The sequence below is a fragment of the Pleomorphomonas diazotrophica genome (assembly GCF_002844595.1).
In the GTDB taxonomy this organism is placed as follows: domain Bacteria; phylum Pseudomonadota; class Alphaproteobacteria; order Rhizobiales; family Pleomorphomonadaceae; genus Pleomorphomonas; species Pleomorphomonas diazotrophica.
The window spans coordinates 65,269-86,346 of the sequence record NZ_PJNW01000007.1; the positions used below are offsets into that span (position 1 = coordinate 65,269).

At 66.2% G+C, this 21,078-nt stretch carries 21 protein-coding genes; 10 read left to right on the plus strand and 11 right to left on the minus strand.

Annotated elements, in window-relative coordinates; all coding sequences use genetic code 11:
• Positions 1-158: 158 nt before the first annotated feature.
• Positions 159-1,427, minus strand: a complete 1,269-nt coding sequence (locus CXZ10_RS10980; protein WP_101289207.1) for a glycosyltransferase — start codon at positions 1,425-1,427, stop codon at positions 159-161.
• A 55-nt stretch (positions 1,428-1,482) separates the two neighbouring features.
• Positions 1,483-3,276: an ABC transporter ATP-binding protein gene (locus tag CXZ10_RS10985; RefSeq protein WP_210199906.1), complete on the minus strand. Its 1,794-nt coding sequence runs from the start codon at positions 3,274-3,276 to the stop codon at positions 1,483-1,485.
• Between the two features lie 209 nt (positions 3,277-3,485).
• On the opposite strand from CXZ10_RS10985, the gene CXZ10_RS10990 reads away from it, so the two are divergent.
• Positions 3,486-4,436: a glycosyl transferase family 90 gene (locus tag CXZ10_RS10990; RefSeq protein WP_101289208.1), complete on the plus strand. Its 951-nt coding sequence runs from the start codon at positions 3,486-3,488 to the stop codon at positions 4,434-4,436.
• 150 nt (positions 4,437-4,586) lie between these two features.
• Entirely contained in the window at positions 4,587-5,507 is a 921-nt protein-coding gene (locus CXZ10_RS10995; RefSeq protein WP_180335954.1) for a glycosyltransferase, read from the plus strand.
• Between the two features lie 11 nt (positions 5,508-5,518).
• On the opposite strand, the gene CXZ10_RS11000 is transcribed toward CXZ10_RS10995, so the two are convergent.
• A complete protein-coding gene (locus CXZ10_RS11000) occupies positions 5,519-5,980 on the minus strand; it encodes an Lrp/AsnC family transcriptional regulator (RefSeq protein WP_101289240.1) in 462 nt (153 codons plus the stop codon).
• 285 nt (positions 5,981-6,265) lie between these two features.
• Between CXZ10_RS11000 and trxB the strand changes: the two genes are divergently transcribed.
• The 4 genes from trxB (at position 6,266) to CXZ10_RS11020 (ending at position 12,043) form a co-directional block, all read left to right on the plus strand.
• Complete coding sequence (gene trxB, locus CXZ10_RS11005; protein WP_101289210.1) at positions 6,266-7,228, plus strand: thioredoxin-disulfide reductase; 963 nt, start codon at positions 6,266-6,268, stop codon at positions 7,226-7,228.
• A gap of 276 nt (positions 7,229-7,504) precedes the next feature.
• Positions 7,505-8,395, plus strand: a complete 891-nt coding sequence (locus tag CXZ10_RS11010) for a LysR family transcriptional regulator (RefSeq protein WP_101289211.1) — start codon at positions 7,505-7,507, stop codon at positions 8,393-8,395.
• Between the two features lie 583 nt (positions 8,396-8,978).
• A complete protein-coding gene (locus CXZ10_RS11015) occupies positions 8,979-10,649 on the plus strand; it encodes a methyl-accepting chemotaxis protein (RefSeq protein ID WP_101289212.1) in 1,671 nt (556 codons plus the stop codon).
• A 191-nt stretch (positions 10,650-10,840) separates the two neighbouring features.
• Positions 10,841-12,043, plus strand: a complete 1,203-nt coding sequence (locus tag CXZ10_RS11020) for a pyridoxal phosphate-dependent aminotransferase (protein WP_101289213.1) — start codon at positions 10,841-10,843, stop codon at positions 12,041-12,043.
• A gap of 55 nt (positions 12,044-12,098) precedes the next feature.
• Here the strand turns inward: CXZ10_RS11020 and CXZ10_RS11025 are convergent, their stop codons facing one another.
• Entirely contained in the window at positions 12,099-13,028 is a 930-nt protein-coding gene (locus CXZ10_RS11025; protein WP_244617213.1) for a bifunctional helix-turn-helix transcriptional regulator/GNAT family N-acetyltransferase, read from the minus strand.
• A 402-nt stretch (positions 13,029-13,430) separates the two neighbouring features.
• On the opposite strand from CXZ10_RS11025, the gene CXZ10_RS11030 reads away from it, so the two are divergent.
• A complete protein-coding gene (locus CXZ10_RS11030; RefSeq protein WP_101289214.1) occupies positions 13,431-13,847 on the plus strand; it encodes a hypothetical protein in 417 nt (138 codons plus the stop codon).
• Positions 13,848-13,859: 12 nt separating this feature from the next.
• Positions 13,860-14,435, plus strand: coding sequence for a DUF1499 domain-containing protein (locus CXZ10_RS11035; protein ID WP_101289215.1), 576 nt, complete (start codon positions 13,860-13,862; stop codon positions 14,433-14,435).
• Between the two features lie 58 nt (positions 14,436-14,493).
• Here CXZ10_RS11035 and CXZ10_RS11040 read toward each other — a convergent pair whose 3' ends face one another.
• The 7 genes from CXZ10_RS11040 to CXZ10_RS11070 form a co-directional block, all read right to left on the minus strand.
• A complete protein-coding gene (locus CXZ10_RS11040) occupies positions 14,494-14,772 on the minus strand; it encodes an HdeA/HdeB family chaperone (protein ID WP_101289216.1) in 279 nt (92 codons plus the stop codon).
• Between the two features lie 204 nt (positions 14,773-14,976).
• Positions 14,977-15,135, minus strand: coding sequence for a DUF3563 domain-containing protein (locus CXZ10_RS11045; RefSeq protein ID WP_101289217.1), 159 nt, complete (start codon positions 15,133-15,135; stop codon positions 14,977-14,979).
• 203 nt (positions 15,136-15,338) lie between these two features.
• Positions 15,339-16,109 carry a phosphotransferase enzyme family protein gene (locus CXZ10_RS11050; RefSeq protein ID WP_101289218.1) on the minus strand — a complete coding sequence of 257 codons (771 nt, stop codon included), beginning with the start codon at positions 16,107-16,109 and terminating at the stop codon, positions 15,339-15,341.
• Between the two features lie 92 nt (positions 16,110-16,201).
• Complete coding sequence (locus tag CXZ10_RS11055; RefSeq protein ID WP_101289219.1) at positions 16,202-16,951, minus strand: outer membrane protein; 750 nt, start codon at positions 16,949-16,951, stop codon at positions 16,202-16,204.
• Positions 16,948-17,691, minus strand: a complete 744-nt coding sequence (locus tag CXZ10_RS11060; RefSeq protein ID WP_101289220.1) for an ABC transporter ATP-binding protein — start codon at positions 17,689-17,691, stop codon at positions 16,948-16,950. Before CXZ10_RS11060 ends, CXZ10_RS11055 begins: the two co-directional genes overlap by 4 nt.
• On the minus strand, positions 17,688-18,818 hold the full coding sequence (locus CXZ10_RS11065; protein WP_101289221.1) for an ABC transporter permease: 1,131 nt from the start codon (positions 18,816-18,818) through the stop codon (positions 17,688-17,690). Before CXZ10_RS11065 ends, CXZ10_RS11060 begins: the two co-directional genes overlap by 4 nt.
• Positions 18,815-19,990: an efflux RND transporter periplasmic adaptor subunit gene (locus CXZ10_RS11070; RefSeq protein WP_180335955.1), complete on the minus strand. Its 1,176-nt coding sequence runs from the start codon at positions 19,988-19,990 to the stop codon at positions 18,815-18,817. The genes CXZ10_RS11065 and CXZ10_RS11070 overlap by 4 nt, the downstream gene beginning before the upstream one ends.
• On the opposite strand from CXZ10_RS11070, the gene CXZ10_RS11075 reads away from it, so the two are divergent.
• Entirely contained in the window at positions 19,938-20,663 is a 726-nt protein-coding gene (locus CXZ10_RS11075; protein WP_101289242.1) for an RNA polymerase sigma factor, read from the plus strand. The genes CXZ10_RS11070 and CXZ10_RS11075 overlap by 53 nt on opposite strands.
• Positions 20,660-21,076 carry a hypothetical protein gene (locus CXZ10_RS11080; RefSeq protein ID WP_101289223.1) on the plus strand — a complete coding sequence of 139 codons (417 nt, stop codon included), beginning with the start codon at positions 20,660-20,662 and terminating at the stop codon, positions 21,074-21,076. Before CXZ10_RS11075 ends, CXZ10_RS11080 begins: the two co-directional genes overlap by 4 nt.
• The last annotated feature ends 2 nt before the right edge of the window (positions 21,077-21,078 follow it).

A 21,078-nucleotide genomic window follows, 5' to 3' on the forward strand; every position in this document is an offset into this window, starting at 1 on the left:
TGCTCAATTTTGTGTACTTGAGATACGACCTCTTGGCGTTGTCGTGGGCAAACCAAGCATCGAGATCGACCTGAAGACCCTCTACGCTGTTAACGTTATTCTCCAAGTTTCATCCCTGAACTCGTTTCCGGTGTAGAGCCAGCCCATCGTCGTCCTTTTCAAGGCAGCTTCCGCACAGCCGCCAAAACATCACCCGCCACGTCATTCCATGTCCTTAGACCGGAACGCGCCACTGAGATCCTGTTCCGAAGCTCTCCGTAGGAAGTCGGATCGGCTTGGAGACCGACAAGCAGATTCGCCAGATCGGCCGGCTTGTCGGGGTCGAAATAGAGCGCGAGATCGCCGCCGACCTCACGCAGCGCTGGAATGTCGGCGGCCAGTGCCGGCGTGCCGCACCAGAGCGCTTCACCAACCGGCAGCCCCCATCCCTCCATCCGGCTGGGCAGAACGAGGGCGAAGGCTTTTTCATACAGCTTGCGGAGTTCGGTCTGATTCGGATCGATGACAAAGCGAACATGCTTTGCGATGGAGGAGAACCGCTCGGACGAGAGGTATGTTTCCACCTTCTTCCGCCTGCCGCCTGCGAGAACAAGGTCAGGAACCTCCGCTCCCCGACGCTGCAGTTCCAGCATGGCCTCGACCACGCATTCCAGATTTTTCCTGCCGTTGAAAAGACCCACACCGAGGAGGTAGCGGCCTTCAGGCGGCAGGGTCACAAGCGGCTCATCGGTCAACCGCATCTCATGACAGAGAGGGACCGCGACGACCTCCGGAACCGGCGGCAGCAGTCCGGAGTCGGAAAAATGCAGAACCTCGCGCCTGGAGAAATGCGAGTTGGTGAGGATCAGGGCCGCGGCCCGAATCGCGACCTCGTTGTCGTGAACAAAGTTCCGAGGCGGCTTGAAATCCGTTCGCCCGCTGAAGTCATGCAGCGGAATCATGTCGTGAAGAAGCGGAACGAACCTGATGTTGATCCCAGCCTCGGCCATCGCCGTCAGGTAATCGGACATCAACTTGGGCCGCCCGAGAGAAACGAGCACCTTGCCGTTGAGATCGACCTCCCGCACGGCTCCGTCCGGTATTTGCGCCCAGCGTCGGCGGTTGCGGAAGTCGACGATCTTGCCCCAGATGAAGTAGAACAGCGACTTGAAGACATTCCGATCGAACACGCTCTGCCGCAACCGCACAGGCGTCGCGGAGGCGGGCAGGTTGGGGTCCAGCACGCCAGTCGGGGAAGCATCCCCGACGCGAGGGAAAACCTCGAAGAAACGCCTGTGATACGGCGAATAGACGACGAACCGCACCTCGGGATCGAGGCGATTCAGCTCGTAGGCCACTTCCATGACCGTCCGCACTATTCCGTAGTACTTGAACTTGACCCCGGAAAAGAGAAACAGCTCCGACAGGTCGAAAAAGATCTCGGACATCGATTGAACTCGCCGATAGGTGGCCCAAGCATGGACCCATGCATTTCGCCAGTGACTACCCCGCCACCTCCTCCACCCTCTCCTTGAACTGGAGCGCGTGCAGGTGGGCGTAAAGTCCTCCTTCGGCGAGGAGTTGGCGGTGGGTTCCTGATTGCACCACCTCGCCTTTGTCCATCACGAAGATGATGTCGGCGTTGCGCACGGTGGCGAGGCGGTGGGCGATGACGAAGGTGGTTCGCCCCTTCATCAGGCGCGCCAGCGCCTCCTGGATATCCGTCTCGGCCTGGGCGTCCAGCGCCGAAGTCGCCTCGTCGAGCAGCAGGATGGGCGCCTCGCGCAGGATGGCGCGGGCAATGGCGATGCGCTGGCGCTGGCCGCCGGAGAGAAGGGTTCCCCCCTCGCCCACGCGGGCCTCGAAGCCGCCGGGCATCGCCATGATGAAGTCATAGGCGTTGGCGTCGCGCGCCGCCGCGATGATCGCTTCCATGCTGGCGCCCGGCTGCCCGTCGGCGATGTTGGCGGCCACGGTGCCGTCGAACAGGAAGGTGTCCTGCGTCACCAGCGCCACGTGCCGGCGCAAGGACTCGACGGTGTACTTGCGAATATCGACGTCGTTGATTTTCACGGCGCCCGCCACCGGGTCGTAGAAGCGCTCCACCAGCGAGAAGACGGTGGACTTGCCCGCGCCGGACGGCCCCACCAGCGCCACGACGGAGTTCTCCGGCGCCGTCAGGCTGAAATTCCGGAGCACCGGCACCTCGCCATAGGCGAAGTCCACCTTGTCGAAGCTCACCTTCGCCTTGTCGAAGCGGGCCTCGACGGCGTCGGGCGCCGAGATGAGGGCCGGCTTGAGATCGAGGATCTCGTACATCATGCGGACGCCCATCAGGGCCGTCTCGAGGTCGAGGTTGAAGCGGGCAAGCCGCTTGGCCGGCTCGTAGGCGAGAAGAAGCGCCGTGATGAAGGAGAAGAAGGCGCCGGGGTCGGCGTTGTTGTTCACCACCTGATAGCCGCCGAACATCACCACGAAGGCGATGGCGAAACCGCCGAGCGATTCCATCAGCGGGCTGGAGCGGGCGCTCAGCATCGAAATGCGGTTCGACATGCTTTCCACGTCGCGCGTCGCCCGGTCAAAGCGGCTCTGGAGGCGCGGCTCGAGGCCGAAGGCCTTGACGATCCGGATGCCCTGCACGCTCTCCTGAATGACCGTCACGATCTGCGCCAGAGACATCACCTCCCGGCGCACGGCGAGGCGAACCTTGCGCAGAAGATGGGTGATGCCGAAGATCGCAGCGGGGGCGATCAGGAAGGACAGCAGCGACATCAGCGGGTTCTGGGTGATCATCACCGCCAGCAGCGAGATGAGCGTGAACACGTCGCGGCCGACGCTGATGACCACCAGATCGATGGCGGACCTTGCCGCCTGGGCATTCTGCGACACGCGCACGACGAGTTCACCCAGGGGCCGCGTCTGAAAGAAGGAGAGGTCCTGGCTGAGGACGCTTGCGAACAGCTGGCGCTGGATGCGGGCGATGATGCTGTTGCCGATCTTGGTCAGCGTGACCGACGACAGGTAGGTCGCAACGCCCTTCACCGAATAGATGCCGACGATGATCGCCGCGATGACAAAGATGAGCCCTTCGCTCTTCTCGATGAAGATCTTGTTGATGATCTCCTTGATGATGTAGGCGCTGGCCGCCGTGGCGGCCGACGCGAGAAACATCATCGCGAATGCAAAGGCGTATTTCGCGGCATAGGGGCGGAAATTGGAGCGGAACAGGCGCACCAGCGGCCCCAGCTTCTCGTCCGGCCCGATCCAGCCCGCCATCCGGCGCTTCAGAAACTCCAAGTCCGTTCTCCATTGGTCTCGCAGGCCGAGCCAGCCCATGCGCAATGCTACGCGGCAGCACCGCTGTCAACCGCGCGAATACCGATCCTGCTCCGAATCGCCCCGCGTTCCCGCGGCCCGCGGACGAAGGGCGGGGGTCGTCCCGCGAGCGGTATGGACAAAGCGGCCATCAGCCGACATACCCATCGCGTCCGCCGACGAGTGCCGCCATGAACAGACCAGACCTCGCAAGTGCCATCCGTCGCCTCGATTACTATATCCGGGGCGTCGCCGCCGAGATCGTTCCCCATGCCTATTTCGCGCGGCGCCTTCAGCATTTGCGACAGGACCTCGACCGCCTCTCCGCCGACCCTGAGCTATTGGCGCGCGTCGACTATTGCAACAAGCTGACCGTCGGCGAACTCCACCCTATCGATGCCGAGCGACAGCCCACCCCATGGGACGGCAGCCGCTATTACTATGACTTCATGGAAACACGCCGCTTTTTTGACCCTTCCCTGCGGTGCCGGGTGCTGTTCGGCGACGTCAGGCACATTCCCGATCAGCCAACCATCGTCAAAAGCCGGCCGATCGATGGCGACAACCGCAACTCCATCCTGCTGAAGCTCGATCGCCTGCGGCACTTCAAGCTCCACGACGACCCCTATGCCTTCGAGGAGAAGCAGCCGCTCGCCGTCTGGCGCGGCAACGTGCAGACGTTGCCCTGGCGCCAGCGGCTTGTCGAGCGCCACTATGACAATCCGCGCTGCGATGTCGGCCCGGCGCCGCAGGCTTACGGCCGGTTCGCCGCCAAGCCCTATCTGTCGCCGATCGATCAGATGCGCTACCGCTACATCCTGTCGATCGAGGGCAACGATGTCGCGACGAACCTCAAGTGGATCATGGCATCCAACTCGCTGTGCCTGATGCCGCGGCCGCGCTTCGAGACCTGGTTCCTGGAGGGGCGGCTCATCGCCGGCACGCATTACGTCGAGCTTCGTCCCGATTACGAGGATCTCGACGAGAAGATCGACCATTACGAGAAAAACCCCGCGGAGGCGAAGGCGCTCGTGGCCAACGCGAACGCCTACGTCCGCCAGTTCCTCGACCACCGGCAGGAGAAGTTGGTGCAGCTCCTCGTCCTCGAGAAATACTTCAAGTCGACCGGGCAGTTACCATAGGACCGTTCGGCAGTCCTCGGTGACCCCTCCTCCCGAGGCTGACCTCGCCCCGCCGACAGCTCCGTCGGATCATTTCAAGGCCAGATCATGCATGTTGGAATACTCATCGATTGCGTGCTGCCTGCCCCGAAATACGGCGGCACGGAGAGAATGGTCATCTGGCTGGGCGCCGCGCTGATCGACCTCGGCCACCAGGTGACCTTCTTCTGCCGCGAAGGATCGAATGTCGGCTTTGCGCCCTGCGTCACCATCGATCGACAGAAGCCCCTCGCGGCGCAGATTCCAAAGCACATCGATATCGTCCACGCGCATTCGGGTTTCCCATATGAGCTGGGTCGCCCGGCATGCCAGACAATCCACGACAACAGCTACGAGCCGCGGACCTTCCACCAGAACACGGTTTTCATTTCGGAGAACCATGCAGAGAGGCACGGCGGCAAGGTCTGGGTCCACCATGGCATGGACCCTCAGAATTATGCCGAGCCCGACTTCTTCGCAGGGCGCGAGCGTCTGGCCTTTCTGGCCAAGGCCGCCTGGCGCGTGAAGAACGTGACGGGCGCCATCAAGGTCGCCCGGCTCTGCCGCCGCCCGCTCGATGTGCTCGGCGGGTCGCGGGTCAACTTCCGCATGGGCTTCCGCGTCACCTTCGACCCTCATGTGAAGTTCCACGGCATGGTCGACGACGCCCTGAAGAGCCGCCATTTACGAACCGCGCTCGGGCTCCTGTTCCCCGTCCGCTGGCACGAACCCTTCGGTCTGGCGGTCATCGAGGCGATGTATTTCGGCGTTCCGATCTTCGGCACGCCCTATGGGGCGCTGCCCGAACTGGTGAAGCCGCATCTCGGCCATCTCTCGGCGGATGGCGCGGAGCTCGCCGCCGCCGTGAGCGACGCATCCCGCTACGACAACCGCGCCATTCACGAGCACTGGAAAGAGCACTACAGCTCAAGGGTCATGGCGCTGAAGTACCTCGAGATCTTCGAGCGCATTCTCGATGGGGAAATGCTTCACGACGCCCCGATCGAGGCTCCTCCGACCCGCGACAGGCAGCTGTTGCCGTGGACGGCCTGACCGCCCCAGGCTCAGACCACCACCGGCTCGTTCTTGATCTGCCGCAGCGTCAGGCTGGTGCGCACCTGGCCGACGTTGGGCGTCGCCGTCAGTTGCTCGATCACGAAGTTCTGACAGGTCTTGAGGTCGGGGGCGACGCATTTCAGGATGAAGTCGATCTCGCCCGACTGCATCCAGCTCTCGCGCACCAGCGGCCAGTTCTTCACCCGCGCCTCGAAGGCGAGGATTTCCGCTTCCGACTGCGAGGTGAGCGAGATGAAGGCGAACAGCGTCACGTCGAAGCCCAGCGTCTTCTCGTCGATCAAGGCACGGTAGCCCTGGATGACGCCGGCTTCCTCCAGCGCCCGCACGCGGCGCAGGCAGGGCGGCGCCGAGATGCCGACGCGGCTCGCCAGCTCCACGTTGGTCATGCGCCCGTCGGCCTGCAACTCGCGCAGGATCTTCCAGTCGATGGCGTCGAGACGGGCCTTCATGTCGCATCCTCCGGAGGGCTCGCGGGCGGCCCTCTCTTCGGCCGAGAACATACATTTCCGGTCGCCGCCGCGAAAGCATCTTTCGGCGCGGCGAACACTTATTATAAGGGTGAGGGTCGCCTCCGCCACATTCGGCAGGGGACGACGGGCCGCGCCGAAGCCTGCCTTGGCCGCGCCGCCTTGAAACCCTGGGGCCGGACACCTACCATTCGGTCGATTCCGGGCGCCGCCCGACGCCGCCCAGCCGCCCCGCTTGCCGGGGCCGGCGAACGAAACGAGACGAGCATGACGCACACCCACACCAAGGTCCTGATCATCGGTTCCGGCCCGGCCGGCTACACCGCCGCCATCTACGCCGCCCGCGCCATGCTGGAGCCGATCCTGATCGCCGGCCTGCAGCAGGGTGGCCAGCTCACCATCACCACCGACGTCGAGAACTACCCGGGCTTCGCCGACGCCATCCAGGGCCCCTGGCTGATGGAGCAGATGCGCAGCCAGGCCGAGCACATGGGCACCCGCCTCGTCTCCGACATCGTCACCTCGGTCGATCTTTCCAAGCGGCCGTTCCAGCTGACCTGCGATTCCGGCGACACCTATTCCACCGATGCGCTGATCATCGCCACCGGCGCCCAGGCGCGCTGGCTCGGCCTGCCCTCGGAGCACAAGTTCCAGGGCTTCGGCGTATCCGCCTGCGCCACCTGCGACGGCTTCTTCTATCGTGGCAAGCACGTGGTGGTGGTCGGCGGCGGCAACACTGCCGTCGAGGAGGCGCTCTACCTTACCCACCATGCAGAGAAGGTGGTGGTGGTGCACCGCCGCGAGGCTTTCCGCGCCGAGCGGGTGATGCAGAACCGTCTGTTCAACCACCCGAAGATCGAGGTGATCTGGAACAGCGTCGTCGACGAGGTGCTGGGCAAGGAAGGCTTCCCGCCGTCCGTCACCGGCGTTCGCCTCCGCAACGTCGTGACCGGCGAGCTGCGTGATGTCGCCACCGACGGCCTGTTCGTCGCCATCGGCCACGCGCCGGCCACTTCGCTGTTCACCGGTCAGGTCCGGATGAAGTCGTCGGGCTATATCTGGACGGCGCCCGATTCGACGGCCACCTCGGTGCCCGGCGTCTTCGCCGCCGGCGACGTCACCGACGAGCATTTCCGCCAGGCGGTCACGGCGGCCGGCATGGGCTGCATGGCGGCGCTGGAGGCCGAACGCTACATCGGCGCCCTCGAAACTGATACCAAGGTTGCGTAACCAACTGGCGGTACGATGCAATTCAGGGCTTGCGCCGAAACGAGGATGCGCCAAGGTAGAAACGGCCACCGAAAAGTTTTCACACTTTTTGGCTAGGGCCCCACGGTAGGAAGAAATGACGAGCCCGCTCGAAAAGTCGCCAAACTTTTCGGGCAGGCGGATGCGCTAAAGCAAGGACGCGACAAGGCTGGTCCGCTAGACCGGCCCTTGCCCGACGTGAACAAGCGGTGGCCGAGAGCGGCCATCGATACCGAGGGGGCGGCAAAGGGGGTAGCGATGGATTGGGACAAGCTCAGAATATTCCATGCCGCCGCCCATGCCGGGAGCTTCACCCACGCCGGCGACACGCTGAACATGAGTCAGTCCGCCGTCAGCCGTCAGGTCAGCGCGCTCGAGCAGGATCTCGGCGTACCGCTGTTCCATCGCCACGCCCGCGGCCTCATCCTCACCGAACAGGGCGAGCTGCTCTACCGTGCCGCCCATGACGTGCTCCTGAAGCTCGAAGACGTGCAGGGCCGGCTGACCGACAGCCGCGAACGCCCCTCGGGCTCGCTGCGTGTCACCACCACCGTCGGCATCGGCTCCACCTGGCTGACCTCGCGCGTCGATGAGTTCGTCGACCTATACCCCGACGTCCAGCTGCAGCTGATCCTCAACGACGACGAACTCGACCTCGCCATGCGGCAGGCCGACGTCGCCATCCGCCTGCGCCAGCCGACGCAGCCCGACCTCATCCAGCGCAAGCTGTTCACGGTGCACTTCCACCTGTTCGCCTCGCCTGCCTATATCAAGCGCTTCGGCAGCCCGAAGACCATCGAGGACCTCGACCAGCACCGCATCATCACCTTCGGCGTCGCGGCGCCCAACTATCTCCGCGACATGAACTGGCTCGAAAGCGTCGGCCGCCCCTATGACAATCCGCGCCTGCCGGCGCTCAGGGTCAACAACCTCGTCGCCATCAAGCACTCGGTGCAGCGCGGCGTCGGCATCGCGCTTCTTCCCGACTATCTGGTGGAAGAGGATTCCGGCTTGCAGCAGTTGATCCCCGAGGTCGATCTCCTCTCCTACGACACCTATTTCGTCTATCCCGACGAACTCCGGAACTCGGCGCGCGTCCACGCCTTCCGCGACTTCCTGGTGTCGAAGGCCCAGCGCTGGTCATATTAAGAAACCGGGCCAAGCCGACGCCATGGACCGCCGTCATCGGGTCGGCGACCCTCTCCAACGTATCCTTGTGCATCTTGTGCAAGACTCGCGTTTTCCCTTAGCGGGAAACACCGATAAACCGTAAAGACTTCACGGCGATGTTACGGTTTGGGCAAAATAACCGGGATATTGCATAGCAGATTTGCAGTTTGCCTGCTTGTTTTGCACCGGTCACGGGTGCATATAGACCTTAGCTGATGTGTTGGTTCCCTCGCCATCCTCCCGGCGAAAGCGAATCTTCAGCTGTTCCCCTCTGGAAGGTGCGGTATCGTCCCTGCGATCCGCATTCCAAAACTTAATAGCCGGGCTTCGTGCCCGGCTTTTTTTTTGCTCCCCAACTCCCGTCCGTCATGCCGCTGCCGAGGAGGGCAGGTCGCCTGCTGGCCAAGACCATTCAGCCTAGCTGGACGCGGATGCCGGTAACCTTCCAAGGGTCCACGGTGGTGCAGGCAATCCCGGAAAGCGTTGATTAACCTCGAATTAGATATCTTCGGCAATCATCGTTCCATCTGCCGAACCATGGTCGAACGAGGGCGACAGTCCGATGAAAAACATCTCCATTGCACGCAAGATCCTGGCCGTTGTGCTGTTGGTGGGGCTCGTCGCTGTGGCCATCGCCATCCTTGGCTGGACCGAACTGAAATCGACGACCGAGACCTACACCAACGTCGGCCGTGCCGAAGAGGCCGCCCGCGAGGCGATGGACCTGCGCGTCGACATCATCGCCATCAGCCGCATGACCTACCAGTTGGCCCTGGCGCCGGAAAAAGCCTCTGATTTCAAGACGGAGGCCGCCAAGCGCTCGTCGGAGATGCTGGACCGCCTGCCCAAGCTGGAAGCGGTGGCCGATGCCGCCGAGAAGACCCAGCTGTCGGACATCCGCGCCTCGCTGGAGACCTATTTCAAGGCCATCGGCGCCATGGTCGATGTGGCCGCCGCTGGCGATCCGGCCGCCGTCGCGCCGGCGCTGGGCAAGGCGCTCGACGCTCAGAAGGACGTCACCGCCAAGGTGAAGGTCTACAGCACCTACTCCTCCGAGAAGATGGCCGCCGCCCGCGCCGAAGCCGGCGCCAAGGCCGACCGCTCGGCGATGGTGCTGCTGGCAACGGCCGCCGCCGCCATCCTCATCGGCATCGGCGTCAGCCTGCTGCTCGCCAACCGCGGCATCGCCCGGCCGATCGTCGCCATCACCGACGCCATGCACCGCATGGCCGGCGGCAACCTCGCCGTCGAGCTGCCCGATGCCAACCGCCGCGACGAGATCGGCGCGATGATCGGCGCCGTCACCAGCTTCCGCAACGACCTGGCCGAGCGTCATCGGCTGCAGCGGGAAGCCGAGCAGCGCGACAGCGAGCTGGCCGGCGAGCGCCGTCGCATGATGGAAGAGATCGCCGCCAACTTCGAGCGGCAGGTCGGCGAGCTGGTCACCTCGCTCTCGGTCGCCGCCACCGACATGCAGGCGACCGCCATCGCCATGTCCGGCAGTGCCGGCGAGACCAGCAACGCCGCCGGAGAACTGTCGCAGGCGGCGGGACAGACCACCGACAACGTCCAGACCGTGGCCGGCGCCACCGAGGAACTGGCAACCAGCGCCCGCGAGATCGGCGAGCGCATCCTGACCGCCTCCCGCCTCGCCTCCGAGGCGGTGGGCCAGGTCGACCGCACCGACCACGACGTTCAGACGCTGGCCAGCGGCTCCCAGACCATCGGCGACATCGTCCAGCTGATCCGCGGCATCGCCGAGCAGACCAACCTTCTCGCCCTCAACGCCACCATCGAGGCCGCCCGCGCCGGCGAATCCGGCAAGGGTTTCGCGGTCGTGGCGCAGGAAGTGAAGACGCTCGCCAACCAGACGGCCAAGGCCACCGAGGAAATCTCCTCGCAGATCGACCAGTTGCAGGCCGCGACCCAGAATGCCGTCGGCAACATCAAGGGCATCGGCGAGGCCATCAAGCGCATGCACACCGCCTCCAACGAGGTGGCCGCCGCCGCCGAGGAGCAGCAGGCGGCGACGCAGGAGATCGCCCGCTCCATCACCGAGGTGGCGAGCGGCACCAACGGCGTCGTCCGGCGCGTCGAGACCGTCTATCGCAACGCCGCCGAAACCGGCACCGGCGCCGACAAGATGCAGGCCACCGCCCGCATGCTGGCCGACAACGCCACGCGCCTCAAGGACCAGTTCAAGGCCCTGCTCGACGGCATCCGCGCCGCCTGAATGGCAGTGCCCAACCTACCGCAAGATCGACGGCTGCCTCCCGCAGGCGGCCGCCTTGCATTTTCGGGAAGCTGGTTTGCTTGCCTTTGATGCGGTTTGGCCTTGCGCAACCGGGCGCACCGCAATAGAGCAGGAACGTCGTATTTAAACCGATACGATTGACCTCCCTCAGCGTTCGGAGATGTCCTTCAATGTCTTTCCTTGCCCAGTCGCTCGCCCGTGTGAAGCCCTCTGCCACCATCGCCGTCACCAACAAGGCGCGTGAGCTCAAGGCTGCCGGTCGCGACGTCATCGGCCTTGGTGCTGGCGAGCCGGATTTCGATACTCCGGACAACATCAAGGAAGCCGCCATCAAGGCGATCCGTGACGGCAAGACGAAATACACGGCGGTCGACGGCATTCCAGAGCTGAAGACGGCCATCGTCGACAAGTTCAAGCGCGAGAACGGCCTCGTCTACAAGCCGGCCGAGATCACCGTCGGCACCGGCGGGAAGCAGGTGCTCTACAACGCGCTGATGGCGACGCTGAACCCCGGCGACGAGGTGCTGATCCCCGCCCCCTACTGGGTGAGCTACCCGGACATGGTGTTGCTCGCCGGCGGCACTCCCACCTTCGTCGAGGCGACGATCGAGACCAACTTCAAGCTGACCGCCGAGGCGCTGGAGAAGGCGATCACCCCTAGAACGAAGTGGTTCATCTTCAACTCGCCGTCCAACCCGTCGGGCGCCGCCTATACCCGCGACGAGCTGAAGGCGCTGACCGACGTGCTCGCCCGCCATCCGCACGTCTGGATCATGACCGACGACATGTATGAGCATCTTGTCTACGACGACTTCGTGTTCACGACGCCGGCCCAGATCGACCCGTCGCTGATGTCGCGCACGCTGACCGTCAACGGCGTCTCCAAGGCCTATTGCATGACCGGCTGGCGCATCGGTTATGCCGGCGGCCCGGCCGAGTTGATCAAGGCGATCGCCACCATCCAGTCGCAGTCGACCTCCAACCCCTCGTCGATCTCGCAATATGCGGCGCTGGAGGCCCTCACCGGCCCGCAGCACTTCATCGCCGAGAACAACAAGGTGTTCAAGGAGCGCCGCGACCTCGTGGTGTCCATGCTGAACCAGGCCAAGGGCATCCACTGCCCGACGCCGGAAGGCGCCTTCTACGTCTACCCGTCCTGCGCCGGCCTGATCGGCAAGAAGACGGCGGCCGGCAAGGTGATCGCCTCCGACGACGACTTCGTCACCGAGCTCCTGGAGCAGGAAGGCGTCGCGGTGGTGCAGGGCTCGGCCTTCGGCCTCGGCCCCAACTTCCGCATCTCCTACGCCACGGCCACCAAGGACCTGGAAGAGGCCTGCATCCGCATCCAGCGCTTCGCCTCCTCGCTGTCGTAAGCGCTGAACAGTTCGCGAGACCATGGGGGATCGGAGCTGCGGCTCCGGTCCCCTTTCATTTTCTGACGAAGCGCTGCTCCAGCAGAGCCTTGCCCCACTGCGTGCCGGCGAGCTCCTCGGCGAGCTCGAAGCCGCGCGATTCATAGAGGTGGCGGGCAGCATGGAGGCCGGCAAAGGTCGAGAGGTGCGTCTCGGCAAAGCCATGCGCGTCGACGAAGGCAAGCGCCCTATCGAGCAGCCTCCGTCCCGCGCCGCTGCCACGCAGGTCGTCGCCGACGATGAACCAGCGCAGATGGGCGACGCCCTCGCCCATGTCCTCGCCGTCGATGGCGAGGGAGCCGACGATCTCCCCACCCCTTTGCGCGGTCCAGATGCCGTTGCGCGGGTTATCGAGCCGATCGCAGAAGTCGGCGAGTCCGCCGGCCACCAGGCACTCGAAGCGCCGCCCCAGGCCGTGCTCGCGCGCATAGTAGCGCGCGTGCATCTCGGTGATGCGGGCGATCAGCCCTGGACGGTAGCCGGCGACGATCTCCACCGCGTCAGGGCCTTCCCCGCTCCGCCCCTCCAGCGCCCGGCTGTAGAGACGCAGCCCGTCGAGCACCGTCCGCGCCTCGCCCGCCCTGAGGAGAGCGAGCGCGCCGCCGACCTGCCGGCGGGCGAAGGCGTGGATGCCGGCCACCCGCGTCCGACCCTCGGCGGTCAGTGACAGCCGCTTGACCCGGCCGTCGGCCTCATCCGCCGTCTCCGTCACGTCGCCAGCCGCCACCAACTTGCGCAGCATGCGGCTGACGCTGGATTTCTCAAGGCGCAGGACCGTGCCGAGATCGCGGGCCGTGAGGCCGCCCTTCTCGATCTCGATCAGCGCATGCACCGCCGAGGGGGACAGGTCGGTGCCGGCAAAGGCGCCGCCCATGAAGCCCCAGTCGCGAACCAGGGCGCGCGACAGGGCACGGATGTCTTCGATGACATGGGGATCGGCGTTCACGGCGGCCTCCGATATAGTTGTAACATACAACCATATCGTCGCAGAATGCAACGGCTGCCGTCGACCCGAAAACCTGCTGATACGGTTGGAGCGAACGCGCGCGGTGGCGCCGAGATTGCCGAAAAGGCGAGCTTTTGCGTTTACCTGTCATTAACCAGCCGATGGAGCGGCAGCCATACAACCCGTTGAAAGAAATCCACATTTCCAAGGAGGCAATCTTCTCCACCAGCTCTCCACCGTCCAAGTGTTAACCCCGCCACGAAATCGCCACGACATCTCCCGTCACCCACCTCAATCCCGGCATCGGCACGACCCATTCGCAAGGCATCTCTTGCCCATCGAAAGTCACCGGCGAGAGGCACCATCCGGTGGCAAAGCGATAGAGCGGCAAGGACGAGAGAGATGACCGACAGGATCGACGACACCCCCTTCAACGCAGCCACCGGGCACCACGAGCTTTCCGTCGGGGCCGGTGCGTCCATCGTCGTCGCCGTGGCCGCCTCGCTGATCCTGGCCGTGACGCTGCTGTTCGCCAGCCTCACCCCCGTCAGGGCGGCCGAAGCCGCGCCGGTCGTCGCCACCCTGGACGCCGAGACCGGCGCCATTCGCCCGGTGGGCGACCCCGTTCCATTCGTCAAGGCGCTGCCGCGCGACATGAGCTTTGCCGTCGCCGAGGCGCGCAGCCCGGCCGGCGACCGGTCGGGCAGCCTCGCGATGATCGTCGTCATGGCGGTTCTCGCCGGCTGGCTGGCGGTTTCGGCCGACCTCTGGCGCGCCCTGTTCAATCGGGTTAAAAGCTGGGATCGTTCGCGCTCGTGACCCCGGTAGCCAATGTCCCCTCTGCGTTTCCTCGGTTTGGTGCTTGCGGCCCTGTTTGGGGCGTTTCTGCTCCTGGTGCTCGCCTTCTACACCTACGGCCGGGAAGCCAGCTGGGATGCGGTGTTCGGTCGGGCCGACCTCGGACCCTATGATTTCTCGGTGCCCTCGCGCACCGGCAAGCTCAACGACACGCTCGCCTGCCCGGCCGACGACTGCCAGAAAGGCATTCCCGACATCGAGACCCGCCGCTACGACCTGCCGCCGGCCACCCTGTTCGCCCTGGCGGAGCAGGTGGTGCGGCGTCTGCCGGGCAAGGTGCGGCAAGTCGGCGCCAACCCTGTTAACACCCGCTTCCGGGTGATCGTCTATTCGCCGCTCCTTCGCATGCCCTCGACCCTGTCGGTGATGGTGACGCCGGCTCGCGGCGGCGGCTCCTACCTCTATGCCTATTCGCGCAGCCAGATCGGCTATTACGACCTCGGGCGCAACACCGCCAACATCGTGGGTCTCATCGCCGGCATCGACGCCGAGCTTGCCGCTGCCAAACCCGCTTCGGCCTCTCCCGCTTCCCCCTCTCCGACAAAATGAAAAGGACCGCCGCCGGCCTCGCCGGGAGCGGTCCTGATCGATCCATGGACGGCGCCGATTATTCTTCCGGCACCAGCTCCATGATCTTCTTGTCGGGCTCGCCGGCGCATTCGTCGGCGATCTGCTTCACGTTGGCCACCAGCTGATCCATGTCGATCACCGTGTTGCCGCTCTGGTGGCTGAGATAACCGTCGATCCACACCACCGTCGGCAGGATGCCCTCTTCATCGGCCAGGAACTGCTGGCAGGTGAGTTCGGCCATGTCGACCTTTTCGCCGGCAACGGCAAGCGTCGGCAGGGCGGCGGCAAGCGCGCCGACCACGAATGCAAACTTCATGATAGTCCCCTTCCCCGGATGCCGGACGGGACTTTCGTGCCCCGAACGCCGGCAAGTTCTTCATATCATGAAATACTTGCGGCTTGGTGAAGTCGATATTGTCGGCCGGAAGTCGCTGGGGCCAGAAACGACAAAGCGCCCGAACCGGTCAGGTCGAGCGCTCAACGTCGGATCATTCTGTCGGCTGGTCTGGCCGTCCGCTCCTCAGAAGCCGAGGGCGCGGTTGAGGCTGCGGCGGCTGAGGTTGCGCTCGCGGGCTTCGAGGTCGTAGCGGTCGCCGGCTTCGTTGAGGTAGGCGAGATCGAGCTCGGCCTGGGTCGGAACGCGGAGGGCCTTGGCGGTACGCTTGAGGGTGGCGAACATTTCGATCTTCCTTCTTTCCAGACCGGAGGTTTCCGGCCTCTTTTCTCTTCTCTCTTGACGCCCTCAATATAGGCCCGGAAGCCGCCACGACCTAATCGCAACTTCTGAAAGCTCCCTTCAGATTTCCTATAGGTAAAAGTCCGTTACAGCATCCGCCCGAAAAGTTGCAGACTTTTCGGATCAGCGGATGCGCGGGAACAAGGTCAGCGAAGCATCTGCCGGAGCCGGCCGCCAATGCGTTCGATATAGGCGATGTCCGCAAGATAGAGCGCGGCCTCGCCAGCCTCCACGTCCTCCACGAAAGCCTCATCGCCCGCCTCGGCTCTCCCCCGCATGAAGGCGACGAGCGCCCCGAGGCGCTCCGCGATCATGTCCGGCAACTGCCGCCGCTGCTCGGACGTCGCGCCATAGGCGTCGCAGAAGATCCGCGCCCGCCGAAGCTGGGTGTCCTCGTCGAACACGCCGCCCTGATGGCCCGGCGAGAACAGCGGCGCCCATCGGTAGACGGCATAGGCGAGGTCCCAGAGCGCCGGCGCCGGATGAATGGTGTCGAAGTCGATGAGGCCGACGGCCCGGCCGCCGTCGCCGGCGACATTGTAGGGTGCGAAATCGCCGTGGCAGACAATCTCGCACGGTTCCCTCGGATCGAGCATAAAGGTCTGCACCTGCCGATCGGCCTCAAGGAAACCGCGCGACGCCGCATGAAAGTCGCGAAGAAGTTCGCCCGCCGACCGCAGCATATCCTCGGAACCGACAAGCGGATCGCTCAAATCCTCCGAGACGCGGCCCTCGACGAAGCTCACCACCTCCTGCCCGGGCTCGGTGATGGCGATCGGAATGGGCGCGCCGGTAAAGCCGCGGTCCCTCAAATGACGGAGAAAGCGATGCACCGTCGGCGTCCACGGGCCGGCCGGCCGCGTGACGGTGTCGCCATCGCGGCATATTCCCCCGCGTCCTCCCTCAAGCAGCTCCACCCTCGCCTCCCGCCAATGATCGAAGCCGGCGGCATGGGGCCGCCGGCTGCGTTTCTCTCTGGGTCAAGGCGGCGGGCGGCGCAAGGCTCTTTTCAGAACCGATAGTTGAGGCCGACCTTCGCCGTATGCAGATTTGGCTCAAAGGAGGTCGAGGCGGTAACACCGGTATCGACGCCGCCGGAGGAAACGACGCCGTGCCCCTCGGCCCTGAGATGCACATACTGGTATTCGGCCTTGATCGACAGGTTCTCGGTGAGGGCGTGCTCGATGCCGGCGCCCACCGCGTAACCGAGGCCGGCGCTGTCGGACTCGACCCGAGCCGCAACGCTGCCGCCGTCATCGGCGTCGATGGTGCCGGAGACGCTGCCGAACGCGAAGCCGCCCGTCGCGTAGACCAGCGTGCGATCGAAGGCATAGCCGACGCGCGGGCGCAGCGTGCCGTACCAGTCGATGCCGAAATCGGTGTCCGTGTTCACGCTGTTGACGCTGCCGGAGCCCTGCCCGTCGAAGCCCGTCATCTGGAAGTCGGCCTCGATGCCGGCGACGAAGGAGCCGAACTGCCTGTTGTAGCCGGCCTGGACGCCGCCGGTCATGCCGTCGAGGTCGAACGCGCCGAAATCGACAGCCGGCACATCGGGAAAGGCCTGGAGGTCGGTGGTCTCCTCACCGAAGCCGTAACCGATGCTGGCGCCGACATAGAAGCCCGTCCAGTCGAAGGCCGATGCCTCGGCCTGGGGAACCGTCACGGAATCCGGCGCCGCGAGATCGGCGGCCATGGCCGAACCGATGCCGAGGAAGAGCGAGGTGAAGCTGGCGGCGATTATTCGTTGCGGGAGGGTCATGACTGCTCCGTGTCGCTGAAGGTAACGGCCTTGCTACGCCCCGCCGCCGCCGATCCCTCGCCGTCACGGACGATCTTTCCGTCGGCGATCGATACCACCCGGTCGAACAGGTCCAGCGCCCGGTCGTCATGGGTGACCACCAGCACGCCGACGCCGGTCTTCGCCGCGCCCTTCAGGAGTTCCAGCACCTGCCGCCCTCGCGCGCCGTCGAGCGCCGCCGTCGGCTCGTCGGCGAGGATCAGCGCCGGCCGGTTGGCCAGCGCCCGCGCCACCGCCACCCGCTGCTGCTCGCCGCCGGACAGGCGCGACGGCAGGCTGCCGAGCCGTTCGCCGAGGCCGAGCGTCGTCAGGAGCTCGCGTGCCCGCACCCTCGCCTCGCCGCGCGGCGCCCCATCGATGAAGCGGGCGAGTTCCACATTCTCGGCGGCGGTCAGGAAGGGCACGAGATTGGCCTTCTGGAACACGAAGCCGATGGCCCGGCGGCGCAGGGCGCGCAATGCCGACTCGGGATGACGATCGGGAAAGAGGCGCATCCCGGCGACGGTGACGGTGCCGTCGTCGGGTCGGTCGAGCGCGCCGGCGATGAGCAGCAGCGTGCTCTTGCCCGAGCCGCTCGGCCCCTTGAGGGCGACCATCTCGCCGGCGGCAACGGTGAGCGACGCGCCGTCGAGCACGGCGATGCGCTCGCCACCACTCTCAAAGACGCGACTTACCCGGTCGATCGTCAGAACGGCCGTCACGACAGCGCCTCGCGGGCGTCGATGCGCGAGGCTCGCCAGATGCCGGCCACCGAGCCGATGAGGCAGGTGACGACGACGATCGCCGACACCTGCAGCGCCGCGCCGGTGTCCACCACGATGCGGCGCGGGAACAGCGGCGCCACGGTCGCCTCGATCCAGAAGCCGAGCGCGATGCCGGAGAGGGCGAGCAGCCCGGTCTGATCGAGGATCAGTCGGAGGACGATGATGTCGCGGGCGCCCATCAGCTTGAGAAGGGCGATGGTGTGCTGCTTCTCCACCGTCATGGCGTAGATGGTCACGGTGACGACGGCGGCGGTGATCACCGACAACAGGCCGGTGAACAGCAGGATCTGCTTTCGCAGCCGTTCGAGGCGGCCGTTGATCACCAGGGAGAGTTGGTCGTCGCGCGTCAGCACCGCCACGTCAGGCCACGTCCGGATGCGGTCGAGCACCTCGGCCAGCGATCGCCCAGGCTGGACCGACGCGGTGACGGCTGAGAGGCCCGCCCCCTCGCCGGTCGAACTGTCGCCGCCGGCGCGGGCGAGCTCCACCGCCTCCGGCGGCCGGTAGGCCTGGATGCGGCGGAAGTCGGCTGCAGTGACGGCGGCCATCGGGTCGCCGCTCGGCTCGACCATGCCCTCCATCAGCCCGACGACGGTCAGCATTTCGCCACCCACCGCGACGGCGCCGCCGATGGGCACGCCGAGCGAGGCATCGGTGACGATCTCGCCGGCCGATCTCAGCAGGCGGCCGGACTGAAGCGGCAGCCAGCCGCCGTCATCCGGCAGGTCCAGCGACAGGAGCGAGGCGGTCTGCCGCCGCCCGCCTGTGGTCACCGTCTCCGAGGCGAGCGCGAAAGCCCGCGCCGCCTCGATGCCCGGCACGGCGGCGACCCGGTCGGCCAGTGACCGTGGCACGCGCGAGGTTTCGGCGAAGGGGCCGGTCGTCCCCGCTTCCACCACCCAGAGATCGGCGTCCACCGTCCGCACCAGCTTGGTCGCGTCGGTGACGATGCCGCGATAGATGCCCTGCATCACCAGGCTGCCGGAGGTGAGCAGGCCGATGCCGAAGGCGGTGAGCAGGAAGCGCGCGGCGGACCGGCCGATGTCGCGGATGGCAAGGTTCACTCGATGACCTCCACCCGCCGCCCCGGCCGGACGCTGCCGGGCGGCAACAGCCGCGTTCCCGGCGCGACGCCGTCCAGGCGGACGCTGTCCTCGCCATAAGCAAGCACATCGACGGGATGTTGACGCGCCCGCCCGGCCTCGGCGGCCAGCACATAGGGGGTGCGATCCTCCCAGCCGAGCGCCATCAGCGGCGCCACGGTGGCGTCCGGCACCCGGCCGACGGTGATCGATGCCGTCACCCGCTGGCCGATCGCCCAGCCGTCGGGGGGCGCAGCGAGGCGCACCCGTATCCGACCCTCCCGCGTCGCCGGGTCGAGCGAGCGGTCGACCACCGCCACCCGGCCCGCCACCGTCCTGTTCATGGCAAGAATGCTGAGGCTGGCCGGCGCGCCGGCGGAAACCTTGGCCATCGACGCCTCGTCGAGCCGGATGTCGGCGGACAGCGTTGCGGGATCGACCATCTCGACCACCGGGCTTCCCGGCGAGACCAGGGTATGCGCGCTGGCCGGCACGTTGGTGACGACGCCGGAAAAGGGTGCCTTCAGCGTGTAGTCGGCGAGCCGCGCCGACAACTCGTCAGCCGAGGCGTCGGCCGCCGCAGCGTCGGCCGCCGACGATGCCCGGGCCGCCTCCGCCGCGCGCACGTCGAGACCGGCGGTTTCCGCCGCCGTCGCCGCGCTGTCGCGATCGGCCGCCGTGGCGTGGCCGGACCGCGCCAGCGCCTCGAGCCGCTGAAGGCGGGCGGTGGCCTCGGACGCGGCTGCCCGCGCCTTGGCGAGCGCGGCGTCGGCGCTTTCGAGCGCCCGGCCGGCCGCCTCGGCCTTGGCTCTTGTCGCACGCAGGTCGGCCTCGGCCGCCCGCGCGTCGAAGCTGGCGATGACAGTGCCGGCCGTCACCGCCTGACCCGCCGTGACGTCGATCGAAAGAAGAACCGCCTGCACCGGCGCGGCGAGCACCGCCCGTCCTTCGGCCGTCAGCGTGCCGACGCCGGTCACCGTTTCCTCGAATGCGGTCTCGGTCACCATCGCGCCGCGAAGCTTCACCGGCGTGGTGACCGACGACGCATAGGCGACGGCACCCGCCGCCGCGAGGAGGAGAAGGACGACCGGAAGGGGGCGGATGCGCCTCCGCAGCGAACGGGTGGTGCTCTCGGATGTTGGGGCTGCTATCATCTCGGACCTTGAGCCGTGTGTCCCCCTGCTACGAAGGAACACCGCCTTTCCTTCGTTTGTCGCGAGGGGAATCGCCAGCCGCCCCGTAGCAGCACCGGAACGAGCAACACCGGGCACCATGCAGGCCGACACCGACGAAAGCCTCCTCAAGCGAATCTCCGCCGGCGACCAGCGGGCGCTTCGCCTTCTCATGGATCGCCACATGGCGCGCGCCATCCGGCTCGCCGAGCGGGTGTTGCGCGATTCCGCCGCCGCCGACGACGTGGCGCAGGAGGCCTTCGTCAGGGTATGGAAGCACGCGTCGCGGTTCGACGAGGACAGGGCCCAGTTCACCACCTGGCTCTATCGCATCGTCATGAACCTGGCGCTCGACCGGGCGCGCCGGCCCGGCCATGCGCCGCTCGACGACGCGCTGGACGTGGCCGACAGCGCGCCGGACGGCGAGGAAACTCTGGTTCGGCGCGAGCGCGTCAGGCTGCTCGGCTCGGGTCTCGCCGCCCTGCCGGAGCGGCAGCGGGCGGCGCTGACGCTGTTCCACCTCGAAGGCCTCACCGGCCGCGAGGGGGCGGCGGCGATGAATGTCAGCGAGAAGAGCTTCGAGTCCCTGCTCGGGCGGGGGCGCGCGGCGCTGAAGGCCTGGGTCTCGGCAAGCACGAAGGGAAGAACTCCATGATGGGCAAGGAAGAATTCCGCGAGACGGCGATGATCTACGGTGCCGATCTCACCCGCTGGCCGGCCGGACTGCGCGCCGAAGCAACACCGTTGGCGGCCGAACCCTGGGCGGTCGCCTGGCTCGCCGAGCTGGCCGACCTCGAAGCCGACCTTGCGGCGGCCGACGTCGATGCTCCCACGCCCGACCGGGTCGGACGGGCCATCGCCGGCACCCTCGACCGGATCGCCGCCCGGCCGCGCCTTTCCTTGGGGCGCCTTGTCGCCTGGGCGGTGGCCGGCGCCGGCGGGCTCGCCGCGTCGGCGGCCTTCGGCATGATCCTGGCGCTGCACGGACCGCTGGCTCCGCCGGCACTCGACCCGATCGCCTTCGTGATCGAGGCCGGCGACCTCGCCCTTCCCGGCCTCGGAGGCTGAGC